The sequence below is a fragment of the Paenibacillus sp. sgz302114 genome (assembly GCF_056120345.1).
The window spans coordinates 975757-991990 of record NZ_JBVYOI010000001.1 but is presented as its reverse complement, the minus strand read 5'-3'; the positions used below and the strand labels follow the sequence as shown (position 1 = coordinate 991990).

The 16234-nt window shown below is 53.2% G+C and carries 15 protein-coding genes and 1 riboswitch; of the genes, 2 read left to right on the top strand and 13 right to left on the bottom strand.

Going from position 1 to position 16234, the window contains the following annotated elements:
- Positions 1-4 precede the first annotated feature (4 nt).
- The 4 genes from AC0LWF_RS04575 to AC0LWF_RS04560 form a co-directional block, all read right to left on the bottom strand.
- Complete coding sequence (locus tag AC0LWF_RS04575) at positions 5-829, bottom strand: MBL fold metallo-hydrolase (RefSeq protein ID WP_474650351.1); 825 nt, start codon at positions 827-829, stop codon at positions 5-7.
- A 69-nt stretch (positions 830-898) separates the two neighbouring features.
- On the bottom strand, positions 899-1231 hold the full coding sequence (locus tag AC0LWF_RS04570; RefSeq protein ID WP_474650475.1) for an ArsR/SmtB family transcription factor: 333 nt from the start codon (positions 1229-1231) through the stop codon (positions 899-901).
- 1 nt (position 1232) lies between these two features.
- Positions 1233-1652: an SRPBCC family protein gene (locus AC0LWF_RS04565; protein ID WP_474650350.1), complete on the bottom strand. Its 420-nt coding sequence runs from the start codon at positions 1650-1652 to the stop codon at positions 1233-1235.
- Positions 1653-1761: 109 nt separating this feature from the next.
- Positions 1762-1905, bottom strand: coding sequence for a hypothetical protein (locus AC0LWF_RS04560; protein ID WP_474650349.1), 144 nt, complete (start codon positions 1903-1905; stop codon positions 1762-1764).
- A gap of 189 nt (positions 1906-2094) precedes the next feature.
- On the opposite strand from AC0LWF_RS04560, the gene AC0LWF_RS04555 reads away from it, so the two are divergent.
- The gene (locus AC0LWF_RS04555; RefSeq protein ID WP_474650348.1) at positions 2095-3021 is read left to right on the top strand and encodes a DMT family transporter; all 927 of its coding nucleotides are present in this window, start codon (positions 2095-2097) and stop codon (positions 3019-3021) included.
- Between the two features lie 61 nt (positions 3022-3082).
- On the opposite strand, the gene AC0LWF_RS04550 is transcribed toward AC0LWF_RS04555, so the two are convergent.
- The 4 genes from AC0LWF_RS04550 to AC0LWF_RS04535 all read right to left on the bottom strand — a co-directional run bounded on the left by AC0LWF_RS04550 (position 3083) and on the right by AC0LWF_RS04535 (position 7531).
- Positions 3083-3712, bottom strand: a complete 630-nt coding sequence (locus AC0LWF_RS04550) for a hypothetical protein (protein ID WP_474650347.1) — start codon at positions 3710-3712, stop codon at positions 3083-3085.
- A 79-nt stretch (positions 3713-3791) separates the two neighbouring features.
- On the bottom strand, positions 3792-4856 hold the full coding sequence (locus tag AC0LWF_RS04545; RefSeq protein WP_474650346.1) for a M42 family metallopeptidase: 1065 nt from the start codon (positions 4854-4856) through the stop codon (positions 3792-3794).
- Positions 4857-4928: 72 nt separating this feature from the next.
- Positions 4929-6689, bottom strand: a complete 1761-nt coding sequence (locus tag AC0LWF_RS04540) for an ATP-binding cassette domain-containing protein (protein ID WP_474650345.1) — start codon at positions 6687-6689, stop codon at positions 4929-4931.
- Positions 6686-7531, bottom strand: a complete 846-nt coding sequence (locus tag AC0LWF_RS04535) for an energy-coupling factor ABC transporter ATP-binding protein (RefSeq protein WP_474650344.1) — start codon at positions 7529-7531, stop codon at positions 6686-6688. The genes AC0LWF_RS04540 and AC0LWF_RS04535 overlap by 4 nt, the downstream gene beginning before the upstream one ends.
- A gap of 101 nt (positions 7532-7632) precedes the next feature.
- On the opposite strand from AC0LWF_RS04535, the gene AC0LWF_RS04530 reads away from it, so the two are divergent.
- A complete protein-coding gene (locus AC0LWF_RS04530) occupies positions 7633-8253 on the top strand; it encodes a biotin transporter BioY (RefSeq protein WP_474650343.1) in 621 nt (206 codons plus the stop codon).
- Between the two features lie 14 nt (positions 8254-8267).
- On the opposite strand, the gene AC0LWF_RS04525 is transcribed toward AC0LWF_RS04530, so the two are convergent.
- The 5 genes from AC0LWF_RS04525 to AC0LWF_RS04505 form a co-directional block, all read right to left on the bottom strand.
- Entirely contained in the window at positions 8268-8867 is a 600-nt protein-coding gene (locus tag AC0LWF_RS04525) for a hypothetical protein (RefSeq protein WP_474650342.1), read from the bottom strand.
- Positions 8868-8973: 106 nt separating this feature from the next.
- Positions 8974-10818 carry an allophanate hydrolase gene (atzF, locus tag AC0LWF_RS04520; RefSeq protein WP_474650341.1) on the bottom strand — a complete coding sequence of 615 codons (1845 nt, stop codon included), beginning with the start codon at positions 10816-10818 and terminating at the stop codon, positions 8974-8976.
- Positions 10815-14462, bottom strand: a complete 3648-nt coding sequence (uca, locus tag AC0LWF_RS04515; protein WP_474650340.1) for an urea carboxylase — start codon at positions 14460-14462, stop codon at positions 10815-10817. Before uca ends, atzF begins: the two co-directional genes overlap by 4 nt.
- A gap of 47 nt (positions 14463-14509) precedes the next feature.
- Positions 14510-15166, bottom strand: a complete 657-nt coding sequence (locus tag AC0LWF_RS04510; RefSeq protein ID WP_474650339.1) for an urea amidolyase associated protein UAAP2 — start codon at positions 15164-15166, stop codon at positions 14510-14512.
- A 42-nt stretch (positions 15167-15208) separates the two neighbouring features.
- Positions 15209-15931: an urea amidolyase associated protein UAAP1 gene (locus AC0LWF_RS04505; RefSeq protein ID WP_474650338.1), complete on the bottom strand. Its 723-nt coding sequence runs from the start codon at positions 15929-15931 to the stop codon at positions 15209-15211.
- A gap of 53 nt (positions 15932-15984) precedes the next feature.
- Positions 15985-16098, bottom strand: a riboswitch (guanidine-I (ykkC/yxkD leader).
- Between the last annotated feature and the right edge of the window lie 136 nt (positions 16099-16234).

Below are 16234 nucleotides of genomic sequence, written 5' to 3'. Positions count from 1 at the left end.
AGCGTTATACACGGCGGGGACGGCAAACCATCCACGTCTCTCCAGGCTGAAAAATATGATATTTCTGTCCGCGGTACTTCTGGTACAGCTCCTCCACAAATCCGCTGATGCCTTCACTGTTGTTCGGGTACATATCGAAATGAAGCGGCACGACCATATCCATCTTCACTTCCCACGCGAGCGCCGCCGCTTCACGCGCATTCATATTGCCTATGACGCCTGCCCGATCCCGAAACAGATCTCTTCCGTTAATCGGCAGCATGCCTACATCAATGTCAAACGTCTTCAATATCGTAATGAGCTGTTCTGTCACGAGCGTATCTCCTGCATGGTAGATCGTGAGCCCGTCCCATTCGAGCATATAGCCCAAATAACGGTCCCAGCCTTCGTTGTCGACTTCCCGTGCTTCATGCCATGCCGGTATCGGGCGAATAATGAGCCCAGCCTCGCAAAGCATTGGCGCGCCATGCTTGAGCTGCACCAGGCGATGTTCATCAATGCCCGCTTCGCGAAGCATCGGTGCACATATTCGGGGAGTTGCAATCTTACAGCGAGGCGAAGCTTCTGCAATCGCCAGAAGCGTCTCAGGATCCATATGATCCAAATGTTCATGCGTGATGAGAATGAGGTCAATGTCTGTTAAGCTGTCAGGCTGTACCGGCGGCGGATAATTGCGCTTCCAAAAATTTGCCGGCTCTGTAACCAAACGATCCACTGAATCGGTTAGATAAGGATCGATCGCAACCGTAAATCCATTGCGGCGGATAATGACGCCAACTTGGCCAATATACTGAATCGTGGCTGTTTCAACATTCAAATTCGGATTCATGTCAGGCACGCTCCTCTCCCTTTAAGCGTAACAGAAAAACCCGCGATACGTAAATCGCGGGTTTCCTAATTATTGCTGTTCATCTTCGGCTTCGACGAATCTTTGCAGCGCAGAAAGCTTATTCTCCCAGTACCGTTCATAGTAATTCAGCCAGTTTTTAAGTTCCTGTAAAGGCTGTGTCTCAAGGCGGTAACGCGTCTCGCGACCGACCTTCCGTTCCTTTACAAGCCCCGCTTCAGCCAGAATGCGCAGATGCTTGGAAACCGCTGTACGTGTAATGGTAAAATGGCCCGAAATCGCGGTGACAGGCATTTCATGATCAACAAGAAGCTTTAGCACCTCACGGCGGGTAGGGTCCGCAATCGCTTGAAAGACATCATGCTTCCCGGATGGCAGCGCCATATTAAGCTTCGACGTAATTGCCGAGCGCACGGTGCAGACCTGTCCAGCCTTCGTTCATCCGATCGCGGATAAGGGCATGAGGCATACCGTGCTCGATAATGTCTGTTCTCCAGCCAGCATGAATGAGCGTGCATTCAGTCTGGTTGTCAGCAAGATCTTTCAGTATGAACGTAATCGTCCAATCCTTCCCCCAACCGAAGGATATACGATTTGGCGCTTCAACCTCATTCACAATGCAAGACTGGATGCCGAAAGGACCCGCATCAATCTTGAACTCGTGGCCGACAACCGCTTCGAGATCATTCGGCATGAACCAGGCGCTAAGCCCCTTCGAGGTCGAGACAGCGTCCCATACTTTGAGAATCGGTGCTTTGAATGTAAGTGTTTGGTTAATATCTGGAAGTGAATTCTGTGTTTCCATGTAGACTTCGTCTCCTCTTTCATATTGGCAGATTCAGTAACGATTTTAAAAAAAGCGAACCCATTTGGTTTCGCTTTTGATTATATGACACCTTTTGGTTTCGAGTCAATTAATGCTTGTCCTTCTGTTCATTCTCCATGCCGTGATCTTCCCATCGCCTCGAATACGCTTTGTTCGTCACCCAAATCGTTATCCAAGTGAGTAATATCAAGATAATCGCTGCCGAAATCCAAACTCCTGTCGGTACACCCATTTCATCTCTCTCCTTTACCTGCAGGGATGCTTGCCTATATCAAAAGCATAACAGATATCATTTGGTTTCGACAAATGAACACATTTTGACTTTTTCACACTATTGCAGCGAATCTGCTTAAGGTGCATAATGATGTAGGTCGTTTTATAGATATTAAGCATGATCCCGTGTAAGAAAGGAAACTGGAATTTGAAGCTAGCACCAACATCATCCAAACTGCCCGTCTCTCCTGTCATCCCGCTGCTAATCGGCATGCTTGCAATTTCATTCGCGCCGATACTAGTCCGTTACTCACACGCGCCTGTATCTGTCCAAGGTATGTACCGAATGCTGTTCACCTTCGTGCTCATGCTGCCTTTCGGTACCAAACAGTTTGGTGCCGTGAAGCATATTTCGAGAAAAGATTGGCTCATGCTTGTCTTCGCCGGCATCTTCCTAGCACTGCATTTCCTGCTCTGGATGGCCTCACTGACGTACACATCCATTGCAAGTTCCACTATCCTACTTGCGCTCGAGCCAGTATTCGTCTTGGTAGGGGCGTACTTCCTGTTCCGTGACAAAGCGAATAAACTCGCCATTATCGGCATGATCATCGCGCTTGTCGGCGCTATGGGCATCGGTTCAGGCGATATTGTATTGTCGTCGCGCGCATTCTTCGGCGACATGCTGTCCTTTCTTGGCGCACTCGCTGTATCCGTAAATATGCTGCTTGCCAAACAAATTATGAAGCGCGTCTCGTCGTACTTGTACAGCTGTATCGTGTTCGGCATTACGACAATCTGCTTCTTCATCTACAATGTTACGATGGGCATCTCGATGACGGATTATGCGCAGCGCGAATGGATCGTGTTCCTGCTGCTCGCCATCGTGCCGACTGTGTTCGGCCACCTGATCTTCAACTGGCTGCTCAAGTACGTCAAGCCGACGACGATTTCCATGTCTGTGCTGGCGGAGCCTGTTGGAGCAAGCCTTCTGGGCATGATGCTGTTTAGCGAAATGGTAAGCGGGTTCCAGCTCATCAGCGGAGCTTTTATCATCATTGGACTTATCCTTTACATGCGTGCGGAGAAGCAGCCGGTTGTGGAGCAGAGCACTCAGCAGCCTGTGAGCGCTTAATAACGCAACAAAAAAAAGCCTTACTCAGGCTTTTTTTTGTTACCTATGTTCGTACATTGAACTATTCCAAGCCATGCTCTTCGCGAATGCGGTATAAGCCTTGAATAATCGGTTCAGCCGGATCACGGTTAAGCAGATGATGCGCCATAAGAATATGAAGCGGCAATGCACAGATATTGTTGCCATCGCTAATCGCAGGGAAGCCTGCTTCCAGAACGGCTCCGTGCTGCTCGTTCAAGTCGAGATCAACGTACACTTGCTCGTCAGGAAACTCCTCGCGAATCGCTTTCGCGCAATACGGAACGAGATAGTGATCAATAATTCCTTTAGCTTCATCTTCTGTTTGCGGAGGGCTAGGAAGCAATTGATCGCCACCCTTGTCGAACAGATCCAAGAAGAAAGAAGCCATCCACAATGCCGGATCATCATTGTTTTGGAATATATTCAGTAGTTCTCGCATGAAGAATCCACATACGACATTACGGCCATTTAGTCGTTCAACTTTGAACACAAATAACGGTCCGTAAACTTCATGCATCATTACTTGTCCATCTACTCCGTCTTCTTCAAACTTAAAACGGAGTGCTTTCAGCCCATTATCTAATAGGGCTTGAATGAGCTGTTTTAACTCTTCTTCCGGAATTGTCGGCAATTCCGTCTCATTCGTATTGTCTACATTATTAGTTGTCATTTTTATTCACCCGTCATTCATCATATAATGATCGTTTCTGAGTTGTCTACTCGTAATTTTTCCAAAATTGAAGTTTCCGCTATGCGCGAGGCTCCATAATGTACGCCAGCAGCAGCGCTGCGGTGTTCATCACTGCATGACTATGCGTGCGTTCCATGCTGTGGGAAGCATGCACGCCAGGGCCGATCAGCGCCGCTTTAATGTTGCTTCCTCCATGCATCGCCGCGGATGCATCCGAGCCGTAATGCGGGTAAATATCAACCGCATAGGGAAGCTCTTCACGCTTCGCAAGATCAATAAGCGCAGAAGTCATTAAATAATCATAAGGACCGGTTGAATCTTTGGCACAGATCGACACGTCATACTCGGTTGTGGACAGGTCATCGCCCATAGCACCCATATCGACAGCGATCATTTCCGTAATATCATGCGGGATATAGGAGCTGCCGTGGCCCACTTCCTCATACGTCGAGATGATGATTTTGACCGTACGAACGGGCTGCTTCCCTTCATCCTTCAGCCATTTCAGCAGACCGAAGATTGCAGCTACGCTCGCTTTGTCGTCCAGATGCCGCGACTTAATGAACCCGCTCGGCAGCACCCGTGTCCGAGCATCCCACGAAATAAAGTCACCTACGCCGATGCCAAGCTTCAGCACATCGTCCTTCGATTTGACCGTCTCGTCAATACGAATTTCCATATTCGCTTCTTCGCGCTTCAGATCGCGAGCATCCGTGAAGACATGAACAGATGGCTTCGTCGTCAAGACCGTTCCATCATAAGCTCGTCCATCCCGCGTATGAATGAGGCAGTACTCACCTTCAACGGAATGCATCGCATAGCCGCCAACCGGAGTGAACCGAATGGTGCCATTGCTCTTGATGGAACGAACCATGGCTCCCAGCGTATCGACATGCGCGGTTAAGGCGATCACTTCATCTTCTCTCGGATCGGAGCCCGGAATCGTAATGATGCCGTTTCCCTTAGGCGTAAACTCGAGCGAATACCCAAGCTTAGACGCCTCCTCATGAATCAGGCGCATGATCTTCATGCAGAAGCCGCTTGGGCTAGGAGTAGAAAGCAGCTGCTCGAGCAATTGAATCGTATAATGCCGGTCTAAATTCGGTTTAAGCGGTATACCCATAGCTTACCATGCACTCCTTTATGAAATCACATTACCTCTATCATAGCTGATTCCGAGGCAAAATCCTATTTTCTACAAACGGATAAAGAGCAGAATGCCGAGTCCGCACACCGCAAGCAGTGTATCTCGCAGCTTCCATTTCTCTGTGACCAGCAAGGTCGGTTGACGCTTCTTACCGACACCGCGGCTTTCAAGCGAATCCGAAACCTGTTCCCCGAGGCGAAATAACGCGAGCATGAACGGAACGGCTGTTTCCCGCAGCTGACGGATCGCGCTGCGCCCGGATCGACGAGTCTGCTTGCCTCGCGCCAATGTGACACGGCCGAACCGCTCCCATTCCGATAACAGAACCGGAATAAACCTCAGGAGGAGCGTGACGGTTAAAATCATTTTGGTTCCCCATAGCGGCACCTTTCCCCAAATGCCAAGCAATTGTTCGAGCGACCTGCGCAGACGCAGCGGCGTGACGGCTAGCGGCAGACCTAGACCGAGGAGCATGGCAATAAAAGGCCGAACGAGCGACTGCAGCGATTCCAAGAACTGGCTACCGCTAAAATAGCCACCATGCCCAGTTGGACCTATACCAGCGAAGATAGACAGTGTAAGCGTGAATACAGCAAGTGCGATAATCGCGCTTCTCCAGCGTCTCAGCGGGATGCGACCTGCATAGATACAAATAGCAGTAAGAATGCTCATCACGCCGACACCGAGCCATGTCGATTGCGTTAGGATAGCCGCGGACATCAGGATGTAAGTCAGCCATACCGAGCGCGGATCAAACTTGGCTAGCGGTGACGGCTTATCTGCTGTGATTCGTGCTTGAAAAGGCGCTCTGCTTTTTTGTTCAGTTAGCGAAGCAACGGTAGTGGCTTCTTCCAGACTCGTAGCAGCCACGTTGCCGGAAGCCGGCGGCTGAGCTTGCAGCTGCGGAAGCGCGCCTGCAAGCTCAGCCGGACTCCATACAGCTTCGCTTGAAATTCCCATTCGATCCAGCCGGTGCGCGATCCGCAGCCAGTCAGGCACGTCCATTCCGGCCTCGAGCAGCAATTCAGGGTCTGACAGCAGCGTCTCTCTCGTGCAGAGCACTGCGCTGCCGTCCTGTTTCATCAGCATGATTCGGTCTGCCAGCTGCAGCGCCCAGTCGCTCTCGTGCGAGATCAGCAGCACACCTTGCCCCTCTGCCGCGAAGCGCTTCAACTGCTTGCTAAGCTGCTCCTGACCATCGGCATCAAGTCCTGCGGTCGGTTCATCAAGCAGCAGCCAACCTGCCGGTGGCGCGAAGAGACAAGCGAGCGCGGTTCTTCTTCGTTCACCGCCGCTCATGAAATACGGGTCGCGCGCAAGCCAGGGCTCGTCCCAGCCGACGGCAGCGAGCGCAATGGCTATTCGTTCCTGCTGCTCGGATTCGCGCAAGCAATAAGGCCGGAGCGTGAAGAGCAGCTCATCCTTAACCGATCGCGCGAAGAGCTGCTCTTCAGGCGACTGGCAGGAATAACTGTATGCATGCAGCGCTTGCGGGTTGCGTGTCAATCTTACACGGCGAGTCATACGCGGGAGGATCGAAGTTCGCGTTGAATCCGTCCATAATTCCGTATCTCCGTAACGTATGTCTAACCCGCTTGGCCCCTGCAAGCCTGCGATGATCTCCATGAGCCTCGTTTTGCCGACACCATTGGCGCCAAGAAGTACCGTAATCTCTCCTTGCGATAGAACGATTGGTTCCGCAGACGGCGAATCAACGTTTGATCGTTCACTCTCTCTATGTACCCCAGCAAGGGTAAATTTCAATCCTTGAACCGTGAGATCAGCTCGGTTCCCAATCGCATTGTTCATAACCGCGCAAGCACCTGCTCCCATTCCGCCGCTGTCTCGGGATAAGGCCGAGCAAGCTTTCCTTGCCGTCCTAACTCAAGCGCTAACGCTGGCAAATAAGGCAGTCGCAGTCCACAAGCTTGGCAGGGAGTTAAGGAGTTCGGATGAAGCTCTTCTTCTTGAGGGCCAAATAGAAAATGCCTCCCTAATCCATCGAACACGATGTGCCCATCTCTCATTGCGACAACCCGCGAGCCGCCTCCAAGCTCCTGCAGCCGCTGCGTCACCCACACGACTGCTGTTCCTTGCAAGTGCAGCGCCTTCGCGAGACGCAAGACCTCTGCGCACGATTGATCGTCCAGCATGGAAGTCGCTTCATCGAAGACGATGAGCGGTGCGCTGGCCGCGGAAGCAGCCGCAACAGCAGCGAGCTGGCGCTGCCCGCCGGACAATCGATTCCACGGAACATCCGCAATCGCAAGCAGCCCCGTATGCTCCAGAACAAGCTCTGTACGCTGTATAATCTCATCCGCTTCAATGCCCTGCCACTCAAGCGCGAAGCGAATTTCTTGCCTTGGCGTTTCGGCAAACAGCTGAGAATCCGGGGTCTGCATGACATAGGGCATAGGCCGGTTGCCAGCAAATCCTCGATTCCACGAGCCGTGAACGCCGTCAATTGTTAACCCTGCAAGAAGTCTTGCCAAGGTCGACTTTCCGCTTCCGTTCGTCCCTACAATGTTCACCCACTCGCCCGGTGCAATGGAGAAATCAATATGATCTAGACGAGGGGAAACCTCACCAGATTCAACAATACGCTCAATATTAACATCTGTTAGAACCAAGCTATTTTCTGATGCCTGCAAGATCACAAAACTCCCTCTTCCCAAAATTGAATTCACGTGATACATTTTAATTGTTAACCGCAACTAGATAACAAGGTTAACATTGGAGAGGAGAAATGACAATGGAATCGACAAAAGCTACAGCAGGCCACACCCCAATCTCAGCCAGCAAACAAAGTGAAACTACATACTGGATTCGCGGTATTGTGTTTACCGCCCTGTTCGCAGCGCTCTTCATCGCCTTCGGCTATGTCAGCATACCGCTTGGCTTCACTTCCGTACCGATTACGCTCCAGACCTTCGCCATCATGCTCGCAGGCGGTCTGCTCGGCGCTCGCTACGGCTTCTGGAGCATCGCAATCGTCGTCTTGTTAACGGCCGCAGGCTTGCCACTTCTGCACGGCAATGGCGGACTGTCGACGATCTTCGGCTTCACCGGCGGCTACATATGGATGTTCCCAATATCCGCGCTGTTGATCGGACTTGCCAGCGACCGTTTGTTCGCGCGTACCAAGTCCTTGTCCCGCAATCAAGTCATCATGCTATTCATCAGCCTTGTCTTATTCAGCGTTGTCCTTGCTTACATCGGAGGCGTACCATGGCTTGCCTATAAAGCGAACTATTCGTTCCAGAAAGCAATGGTGTCCGGTTGTTATCCATTCCTATTCGGCGATATGGTCAAAGCCATTGCAGCGACGTTCCTCATCCGCACGCTGCGCCCGCTCATGCCTAAACTCCGCTAGTCTTCGTTTTTTCACTAATCCGTCCAGCCGACCTGCTTCTTCAGCTCTTGCGCAAGAAGGCTTCGCAGCTCCCGCAGCGTCGGCTTGCGGATCGTAATGACCACGCTTTTCCCCTGTACGTCCAACTTCTGTATATGTACCAGCTTCGGCAGCTCGCTGCCAAGCGGAATTTCCATATTGTCAAACTCACTCTTCTTCAGCGTGATCCCCCTCAGCTTCGCCTCTTCGACAACAGCAACGACATTGGGCTCGTTCCACTGCAGCCCATACGTAATGACAAGTCCTGCCGGAATCCGCTTCTTATACATCACATTCACATGTGCAACAAGCTTATTCTCCTGCAGTTCAAATCTCGCTCCGGTGATTCGAATGTCCGGGCTGTACTCGGGATGCAAGCGGATTGAAGCTTTGCCAATGTTATTGATATCTGCTTCGGAGAGCACGAATTCCGTATCCAGATGACGGATCATCCTAAGCGCTCGGTCCACGATCGGAACCGGGTCGTAGTTTAAATTCAAGTCTTCCTCTGGTTTCACGTACCAGATTGCAAATGCACCAGCGCCTGCAAGGAGCAAAATGAACACAATAATAGAAATCAGCAATTTGCGAATCAAGAGATACTCTCCTTCCTGATCCCCCTATTATAGCGCCGATTGCATCAAACGAGAACAAGCCGCCCCCGCCATGATTGGACAGGAAACGGCTTGTGAATGCAGTGCGCTATTGATGTACAACATTACGCCAGGAGCCGGCAGCAGTAATATCTTCTGATTGACTAGCAATGTAAGCCTCACAGATGAAACCAGACACTTCCGTCCCGTCGGCAAGCTCAACCTTGCCAATGCCAAGCGGCGCCGGTATACCTGCGACGAAAGCTCCGAACGAGGCTGCAGGCATCTCCCACACTTCAAGCGTAATCGCAGATCCGCCCTGCTCCTGCTTTATCATACCCGGCTTTGCAGGCGTCGTCGGCAGCTTAACGAGCTTATATCTCGGCGCACTCTCCGTCTCGCGCACGAATACTGCTCCGCACGCTTGCATTTGCTTCTCTAGCGGGAAGCCTCGCATATGCAGGCCGCAGACGGCGACGAGCATCGTCTCGGCGGTTGGGGAAGCGGCGGCAGCGTGCTGTCTTCCTTCAGTCTCTTCGGCGACTGCATCGGAAATGGCATCAAGAACCACCGTTTCAGTCGACGTCTTAGCGAACTCTTCCGCTTCAACAAACCGCTTCGCCGCGCTGCACAGCAGCGTCTCATTCACCGCAGTTGCGAACATCGTAATGCCGAATGGCAAATCTGCATCCGCCTCTCCAGCTTGAAGAGCGACAGCGCACAGATCAAGCAAATTGCAATGATTCGTGTACCGCCCCATATCGCTGTTCGTTGCAATCGGATTGTCGCGCACATCATCGCGCGACCATGTGCCGCCGCAAGTCGGCAGGACCAGCACGGCATCTTCCAGAAGACGATGTGCCGCCAGTCTCAAAGCTTGCAGCCGGTGAGCCGCTTGGAACACAGATGCCGCCGTATATGCAGGCGACGCGCCAGTGCGCAGCACTTGCTCCGTCACTGGGAATACATCGCTCGAGTTCGCCTCAACGAAAGCACCGAGATCTGCCCATCGCTCTGCAACCCACGGGCCGCCATACAGAATCGACGCCGCTTCATTGAACAGCTCAAGCTCGACCTCGACAAGAGGGATTCCGAGCCCTCTTACACGATCCAGCGCCAGATCCCATGCTTCGCGATAAGCCGATGCGAACGGCCCATAGAACGATGGCGCTTCGCTCGGCACGCACAGTTTGGAAGGCAGCGGACCCGTCAACGGCTGCGGTATATTCCGCGACCAAGGGTCCGTTGCCTCTGGTCCGCGTGCGATTAGATCAACTGCAAGCGCGTCATCCAAGCTGTGTGAGAATACGGTCACGCAGTCCAAGCTCGCGCAGGCGGGCACGACCCCTTTGGTCGGCCATGCGCCAAGACTCGGCTTATAGCCGACCAAGCCGTTCAGCGCAGCCGGTACACGGCCGGAACCGGCCGTGTCCGTGCCAAGCGAGAATACCGCTTGCCCGCGAGCAACCGCAACTGCGGAGCCGGAGCTGGAGCCACCGCTTATGAGCTCCTCGCGGAGCGCATTATGCGTCTCTCCATACGGGCTGCGCGTCCCGACGAGCCCGGTGGCGAACTGGTCGAGATTTGTTTTGCCGATTGGAATTGCTCCTGCGTCGATGAGCCGCTGAACGACGGCAGCGCTCGAATCCGGTGTATAGGCGAAAGCATCGCAGCCAGCAGTCGTAGGCACACCAGCCAGGTCGATATTATCTTTAATGGCGAAGGGAATTCCCCACAGCGGAGAGCTCGCCGCATCCAAACGCGAGAGCCGATCCAGATAAGGCTGGATGAGCTCCGCAGTAGGCGGTGTTATCCATATATTCATCGCTTCGTCTCGAGACGATCGGCGAATCACTTCCGCCACCACTTCAGCCGGCGCAATCCGCTTCGCGGCATATTGCTCGCGAAGCCAGCCAATCGTCAAATGTTCTGGCCATTCCACAGTCGCTGTCATACTGGCGTCACCTCTCTTGCCGTTTCTTTCACCAGACCAACAATCAGTTGTCCGGCGTGCACCTCGTCGCCTGGCTTTACGAAGATGGAAGCAACAACGCCGTCACAAGGAGCCGTCTGCGAGAACTCCATCTTCATGCTTTCCTCAATAATGAGCGTCTCGCCTTTCTTCACTTCTTGGCCCGGCTCTACAAGCACCTTCCACACACTGCCTGGCATCGTGCAGCGTACAGCAATCGTCCCTTCCGGCAGCTCATCTTCGGCAGTTTCTTTGCCCAGATCAGCCGATTCGGAGACATACTCCGCCAAGCCTTGCGCCTTCCAGCTCTCGCGTTCAGCCGTGAATGCTGCTTGCTGCACTTCGCGGAACGCCTCCGCACTTTCCTCGATCGAATTCAAAAATTCAAGATAATCACCTAAACGGAATGTCGTCTCCGTAATATCTGCCTCAAACCGTCCGCGCGTGAAATCCTCCCTCAATTGCAGCAGTTCATCCGCACTGACCGGATAGAACTGAATTTGATCGAAGAAGCGAAGCAGCCACGGCTTTCCTGACTCGAAGCTTGACGACTCGCGGTTAAGGTGGTTCCACATTTGAATGGTACGTCCAACGAATTGATAGCCGCCCGGACCTTCCATCCCATAGATACACATGTAAGCGCCGCCTATACCTACGGCATTCTCAGGCGTCCAAGTCCGCGCCGGATTGTACTTCGTCGTCACAAGACGATGACGAGGATCAACCGGTGTTGCGACCGGCGCGCCTAGATAAACATCACCAAGTCCAAGTACGAGGTAGTTTGCGTCGTAGACGATACTCTGCACTTCATCAATACTATCCAGCCCGTTAATGCGGCGGATGAACTCGAGGTTGCTCGGGCACCACGGCGCGTCCGGACGGACATTCTTCTGATAGCGATCTATGGCGAGCTGTGTCGCCGGGTCATCCCATGAGAGCGGCAGACGCACGATCCGCGATGGTACCGTAATTGAAGCAAGCTCCGGCAAGCTGCCATCGAGCTCGAGAATACGTTCGCACGCTTCAAGCACGTTGGTCAACGATGGATCAATGTGCACTTGCAGAGATCGGATGCCTGGTGTCAAATCAAGGACAGGAATCGTACCGCTCGCTTCGATTGCCTGCATGAGCGCATGTACTTGAAACCGCAGCAAGAGGTCAAGCTCCATCTCGCCATATTCCACGAGGATATTCTCGTCGCCGCTGCAGCGAACCGTTATCGGGAAGCGGCGATTCTCCGTCTCCTGAGCAAGGAGCGGATATGAAGGCTCTGGCTCACGCTCCGGCTGCGGCAGTGTTACAGTTACCAGACGGTGCCACTGAGCGAGACCGATCGCTTCGAGATTGCGATCTTGAAGCTTGCGCAGCTGATCAGCCTCCTCCAGCGTCAGCAGCTGGAAGCGAACACTGTCTCCAGGCTTCAATTGGCCAAGCTTCCAGAACTCGGCGGATGCTGTCGTTACCGGGCAGACGAAGCCGCCTAAGCTTGGGCCGTCAGGGCCGAGCAGAATCGGCATGTCACCAGTCAGATCCAGCGTGCCGACCGCATACGCGTTATCGTGAATGTTGGACGGATGGAGTCCTGCTTGACCGCCATCTTCACGAGCCCAGTGTGGTGCAGGGCCGATAAGGCGAACACCGGTACGGGAGCTGTTAAAATGCACTTCATAGCGTGTATTCGCCAGCTCCTTCAAATAGGAAGGTTTCAAATACTCACCCGTGCAGTGAGGACCCGGGACGACTCCGATCGTCCATGAGCGGGTAATCGACGGACGGTCCAGCTCATGCAGCTGAATATCCGACGGCGGATTGCTGCCGCTCCGGTTCACGCCAAGCACGTCACCGGCACGCAGCGCGCGACCTCCGTGCCCGCCGAAACCTCCTAAAGTGAATGTTGCTGAACTGCCGAGCGTCTTTGGCATATCGAGGCCGCCGCCGATAAGCAAGTAGCTGCGCATGCCGCTGGCCGCTTCGCCGTAGCTGAGCTGCTGACCTTTTCGAACAAAGATCGGCTGATACAACGGAGCCTTCACATCATCCAGCGTTGCTTCCATATCTGCTCCGGTCAAGCAGATCCACATGTCATCCCGGAACCGATACGAGCCGCCGCGCAGTGTAAGTTCTAGCCCAGAAGCATCATCTGCATTGCCAAGCAGCTTATTGCCGATACGGAAGGACAACGGGTCCATCGGACCGCAAGGCGGCACGCCGACATCCCAGTGTCCGATCCGGCCAGGGAAATCCTGAACCGTCGTCTGTACGCCTCCGTCAACAACTTCAATCGCATGCTCGGCTGGCTCGAAGCCATTCAGTAACTGTGTATATACATTGCCGCTCAAGCATTCCTCTTCGCCAAGCAGCGCCTTCACATATTGCAGATTCGTCGTAATGCCATAGAGCCGGGTGTCATCGAGCGCCTGAACGAGCTTGCCGATTGCATCCAGTCGATTCTCCCCATGAACGATAATCTTCGCCAGCATCGGATCGTACAGTGTCGTCACCGTGATACCATCGCGAATCCATGTTTCAATACGGGCATGCTCGGTGAACTTCGCTTTGTCGACTTTGCCAGCGCTCGGCCGGAAGTTCTGCAAGCAATCCTCTGCATAGATCCGCGCTTGAATGCTATGCCCCTTCGCCGGCTGCACAAGCGATTCAATGGAAGTAAGCTCATCTGCCGCTTCGCGAACCATCCATTCCACGAGGTCGACGCCAAGCACTTCTTCCGTCACGCCATGCTCCACTTGAAGCCGCGTATTCACTTCAAGGAAGTAGAACTTGCACTCTTCAGGATCGTATAGATACTCGACCGTTCCCGCACTGCGGTAGCCAACCTCGGATGCCAGCCGCTTCGCTGAAGCGAACATCGCTTGCCGTACTTCCTCAGATAGGCTCGGTGCAGGACTCTCTTCGATGACCTTCTGATTGCGCCGCTGGATGGAGCAGTCGCGCTCGCCTAGCGCAGCAACTTCTCCGAAGCGGTTGCCGAAGATTTGCACCTCGACATGACGTGCCCGCGCAATATATTTCTCCAGAAAAATACCGCCGTTCTTGAAGTTCGTCTCCGCCAAGTGGCGCACGCCATCGAACGCCGCGCGAAGCGCAGCCCCGTCATTGCATACCCGCATCCCGATCCCGCCGCCGCCGGCAGTGCTCTTCAGAATAACCGGATAGCCAATGACTTCCGCTTCTGCAATCGCCTCATCCAGATCTGTAATAAGCGCAGTTCCAGGCAGCATCGGCACACCGGCGCGCTCCGCAATTTCACGAGCGGAATGCTTGAGGCCGAACATCTCCATTTGCTCAGGCGCAGGTCCGATGAACACGATACCGCGCTCGCGGCAAGCTCGTGCGAAGGAAGCATTTTCGCTTAGGAAGCCGTATCCAGGGTGGATCGCCTGTGCCCCTGTATCAATCGCCGTTTGCAGAATACGCTCCATATCGAGGTAGCTTTCCTTCGCCGCTCCTGCACCGATGCATACGGCTTCATCAGCTCCGTCGACATGAAGGCTGTCTTGGTCGGCTGTTGTATACACAGCGACTGATTGAATGCCAAGCTTGCGGAGCGTACGTTCAATTCGAACGGCGATTGCGCCGCGATTCGCGATTAGAACTTTCGTAAACATAAGGTTCCCTCCCGGATTCTCTTCTCTATGGACTTAGGACGAATAAGCTATGGATTCCACACCAGTACCCGAATTGGGGTTGGATTATATGCGTTGCACGGATTGTTGAGCTGCGGACAGTTGCTGATGAGCACCATCGAACGGCACAGCGACTCTAGCTCGACATAGCAGCCTGGCGCGGATACACCGTCTGCGAAGCGTAGACCACCTTCCGGCGTGACGGGAACATTCATGAAGAAGTTCACGTTCGGCGCAAGATCGCGCTTCGAATAGTTGTAGCCTCCGTCGTGCTTCGCAAGCTGGAGCATGAACGTATCGCGGCAATTGTGCATGTGCAGCTTATCATGCGAATAGCGAACCGTATTGCTCTGCGCTGAACAGGAACCGCCAACCGTATCATGTCTGCCGCATGTATCGGCGACGATTCGCAGCAGCTCTTTACCGGATTCAGCTCGCAGCACAGAGCCTGTAGTCAAGTAGATATTGCCTTGACCGGCGATTGTAGCCACGGCACTGTAATGATCGTCGGGATTGTCTGCATCGAAGAACAACGTATCTGCTGCTTGGTTGCCCTCCAGATCCACGATGCGGATCACCTGACCTGGCTGCAATTCTCTCATCCAGCCATCCCCTGCCAGAACAATTTCATCTATAATAGCTGTTTCTGCTTGCAGCTTGCTTTCATATCGGACAAATGCAGTCATCTCAAATTCCTCCTTCGAATAATGGCGGCGATTTTTGCGAATCTATCGACCTGAGAGCAGATGGTATTCCGCTGTATTCTCGAATGCCCTGCGGTTCTCGCCGCGGAAGTTGTAGCAGTAATCCGTTGCCGGGTCAAGGGGCGGAGCTTCTAACACCTCGAGCTGGACTGCTGCGGTCGTATAGCTCGTCGTCGGATTGAGCGGATTCGGCGTATTCGATAGGACAATGTGTACATCCATGTCGGTGCGAAGTGTCACTGTAGCGCCTTCCTTGCAATGGCTGGCGTCATAGATCATTCGGCCTTCGTCATCGCAGTACACTTTGGCGAACAGGTTGACTACAGGTCCAAGGTCTCGAACTGCAAGTCCGCTGCGGACAAGCTCAACGACCATATTCTCGTAGCCGCTGTGCAGCCATTCATTGCGAAGCTGCTGATAATTCGTCGTACCATATTGGGCATCTGTACCGGCCCGAGTCGTCAAACCGCTGATCGTGTCATGCCAACCGAGCTCATCCTCGACAATGCTCGCTAGTGCGCGACCGTTGTCGCTCATCAACACATGGCCGCGAGTCAGATGCGCCGTGTATTGCGCTTTGAGCGTATCCGGCATATTGTAGCGCTCCGCCAAGTCGTTTGCGTTAAATAACATCATCGCCAGATTGGCGTCGTCTTGCAGTGCCGTAAACCGCAGCAACCGTCCTTTGCCGATCGTGCCGGACCATTTGTCCCCTGGATTCATCGTCTTGCTCCATACCGTTGTCATCCTCATGACCCCCTACGAATAAATGGCTATAAAACAAAAAAGCCAAGGAGATGATCTCCCAGGCTTTTGTCCTTCCGTGTTATGCAGCGTTCGTACGCCGCACACTATCTCTCGGACCAGCTTGATGAACGCGATCACTCATCAACGGAACCCTAGATAGCTTTGTCGTTCTCAATGGGCTAATAGCTGACATGAGAACCGATATGCAATTGTTAAAACCTGCTATTGATTCGTATTATAGGGGGTGTACTGAAGAAGTGTCAACACTTATGTTAGATAATATCACATTAACGTTCGTTAGGT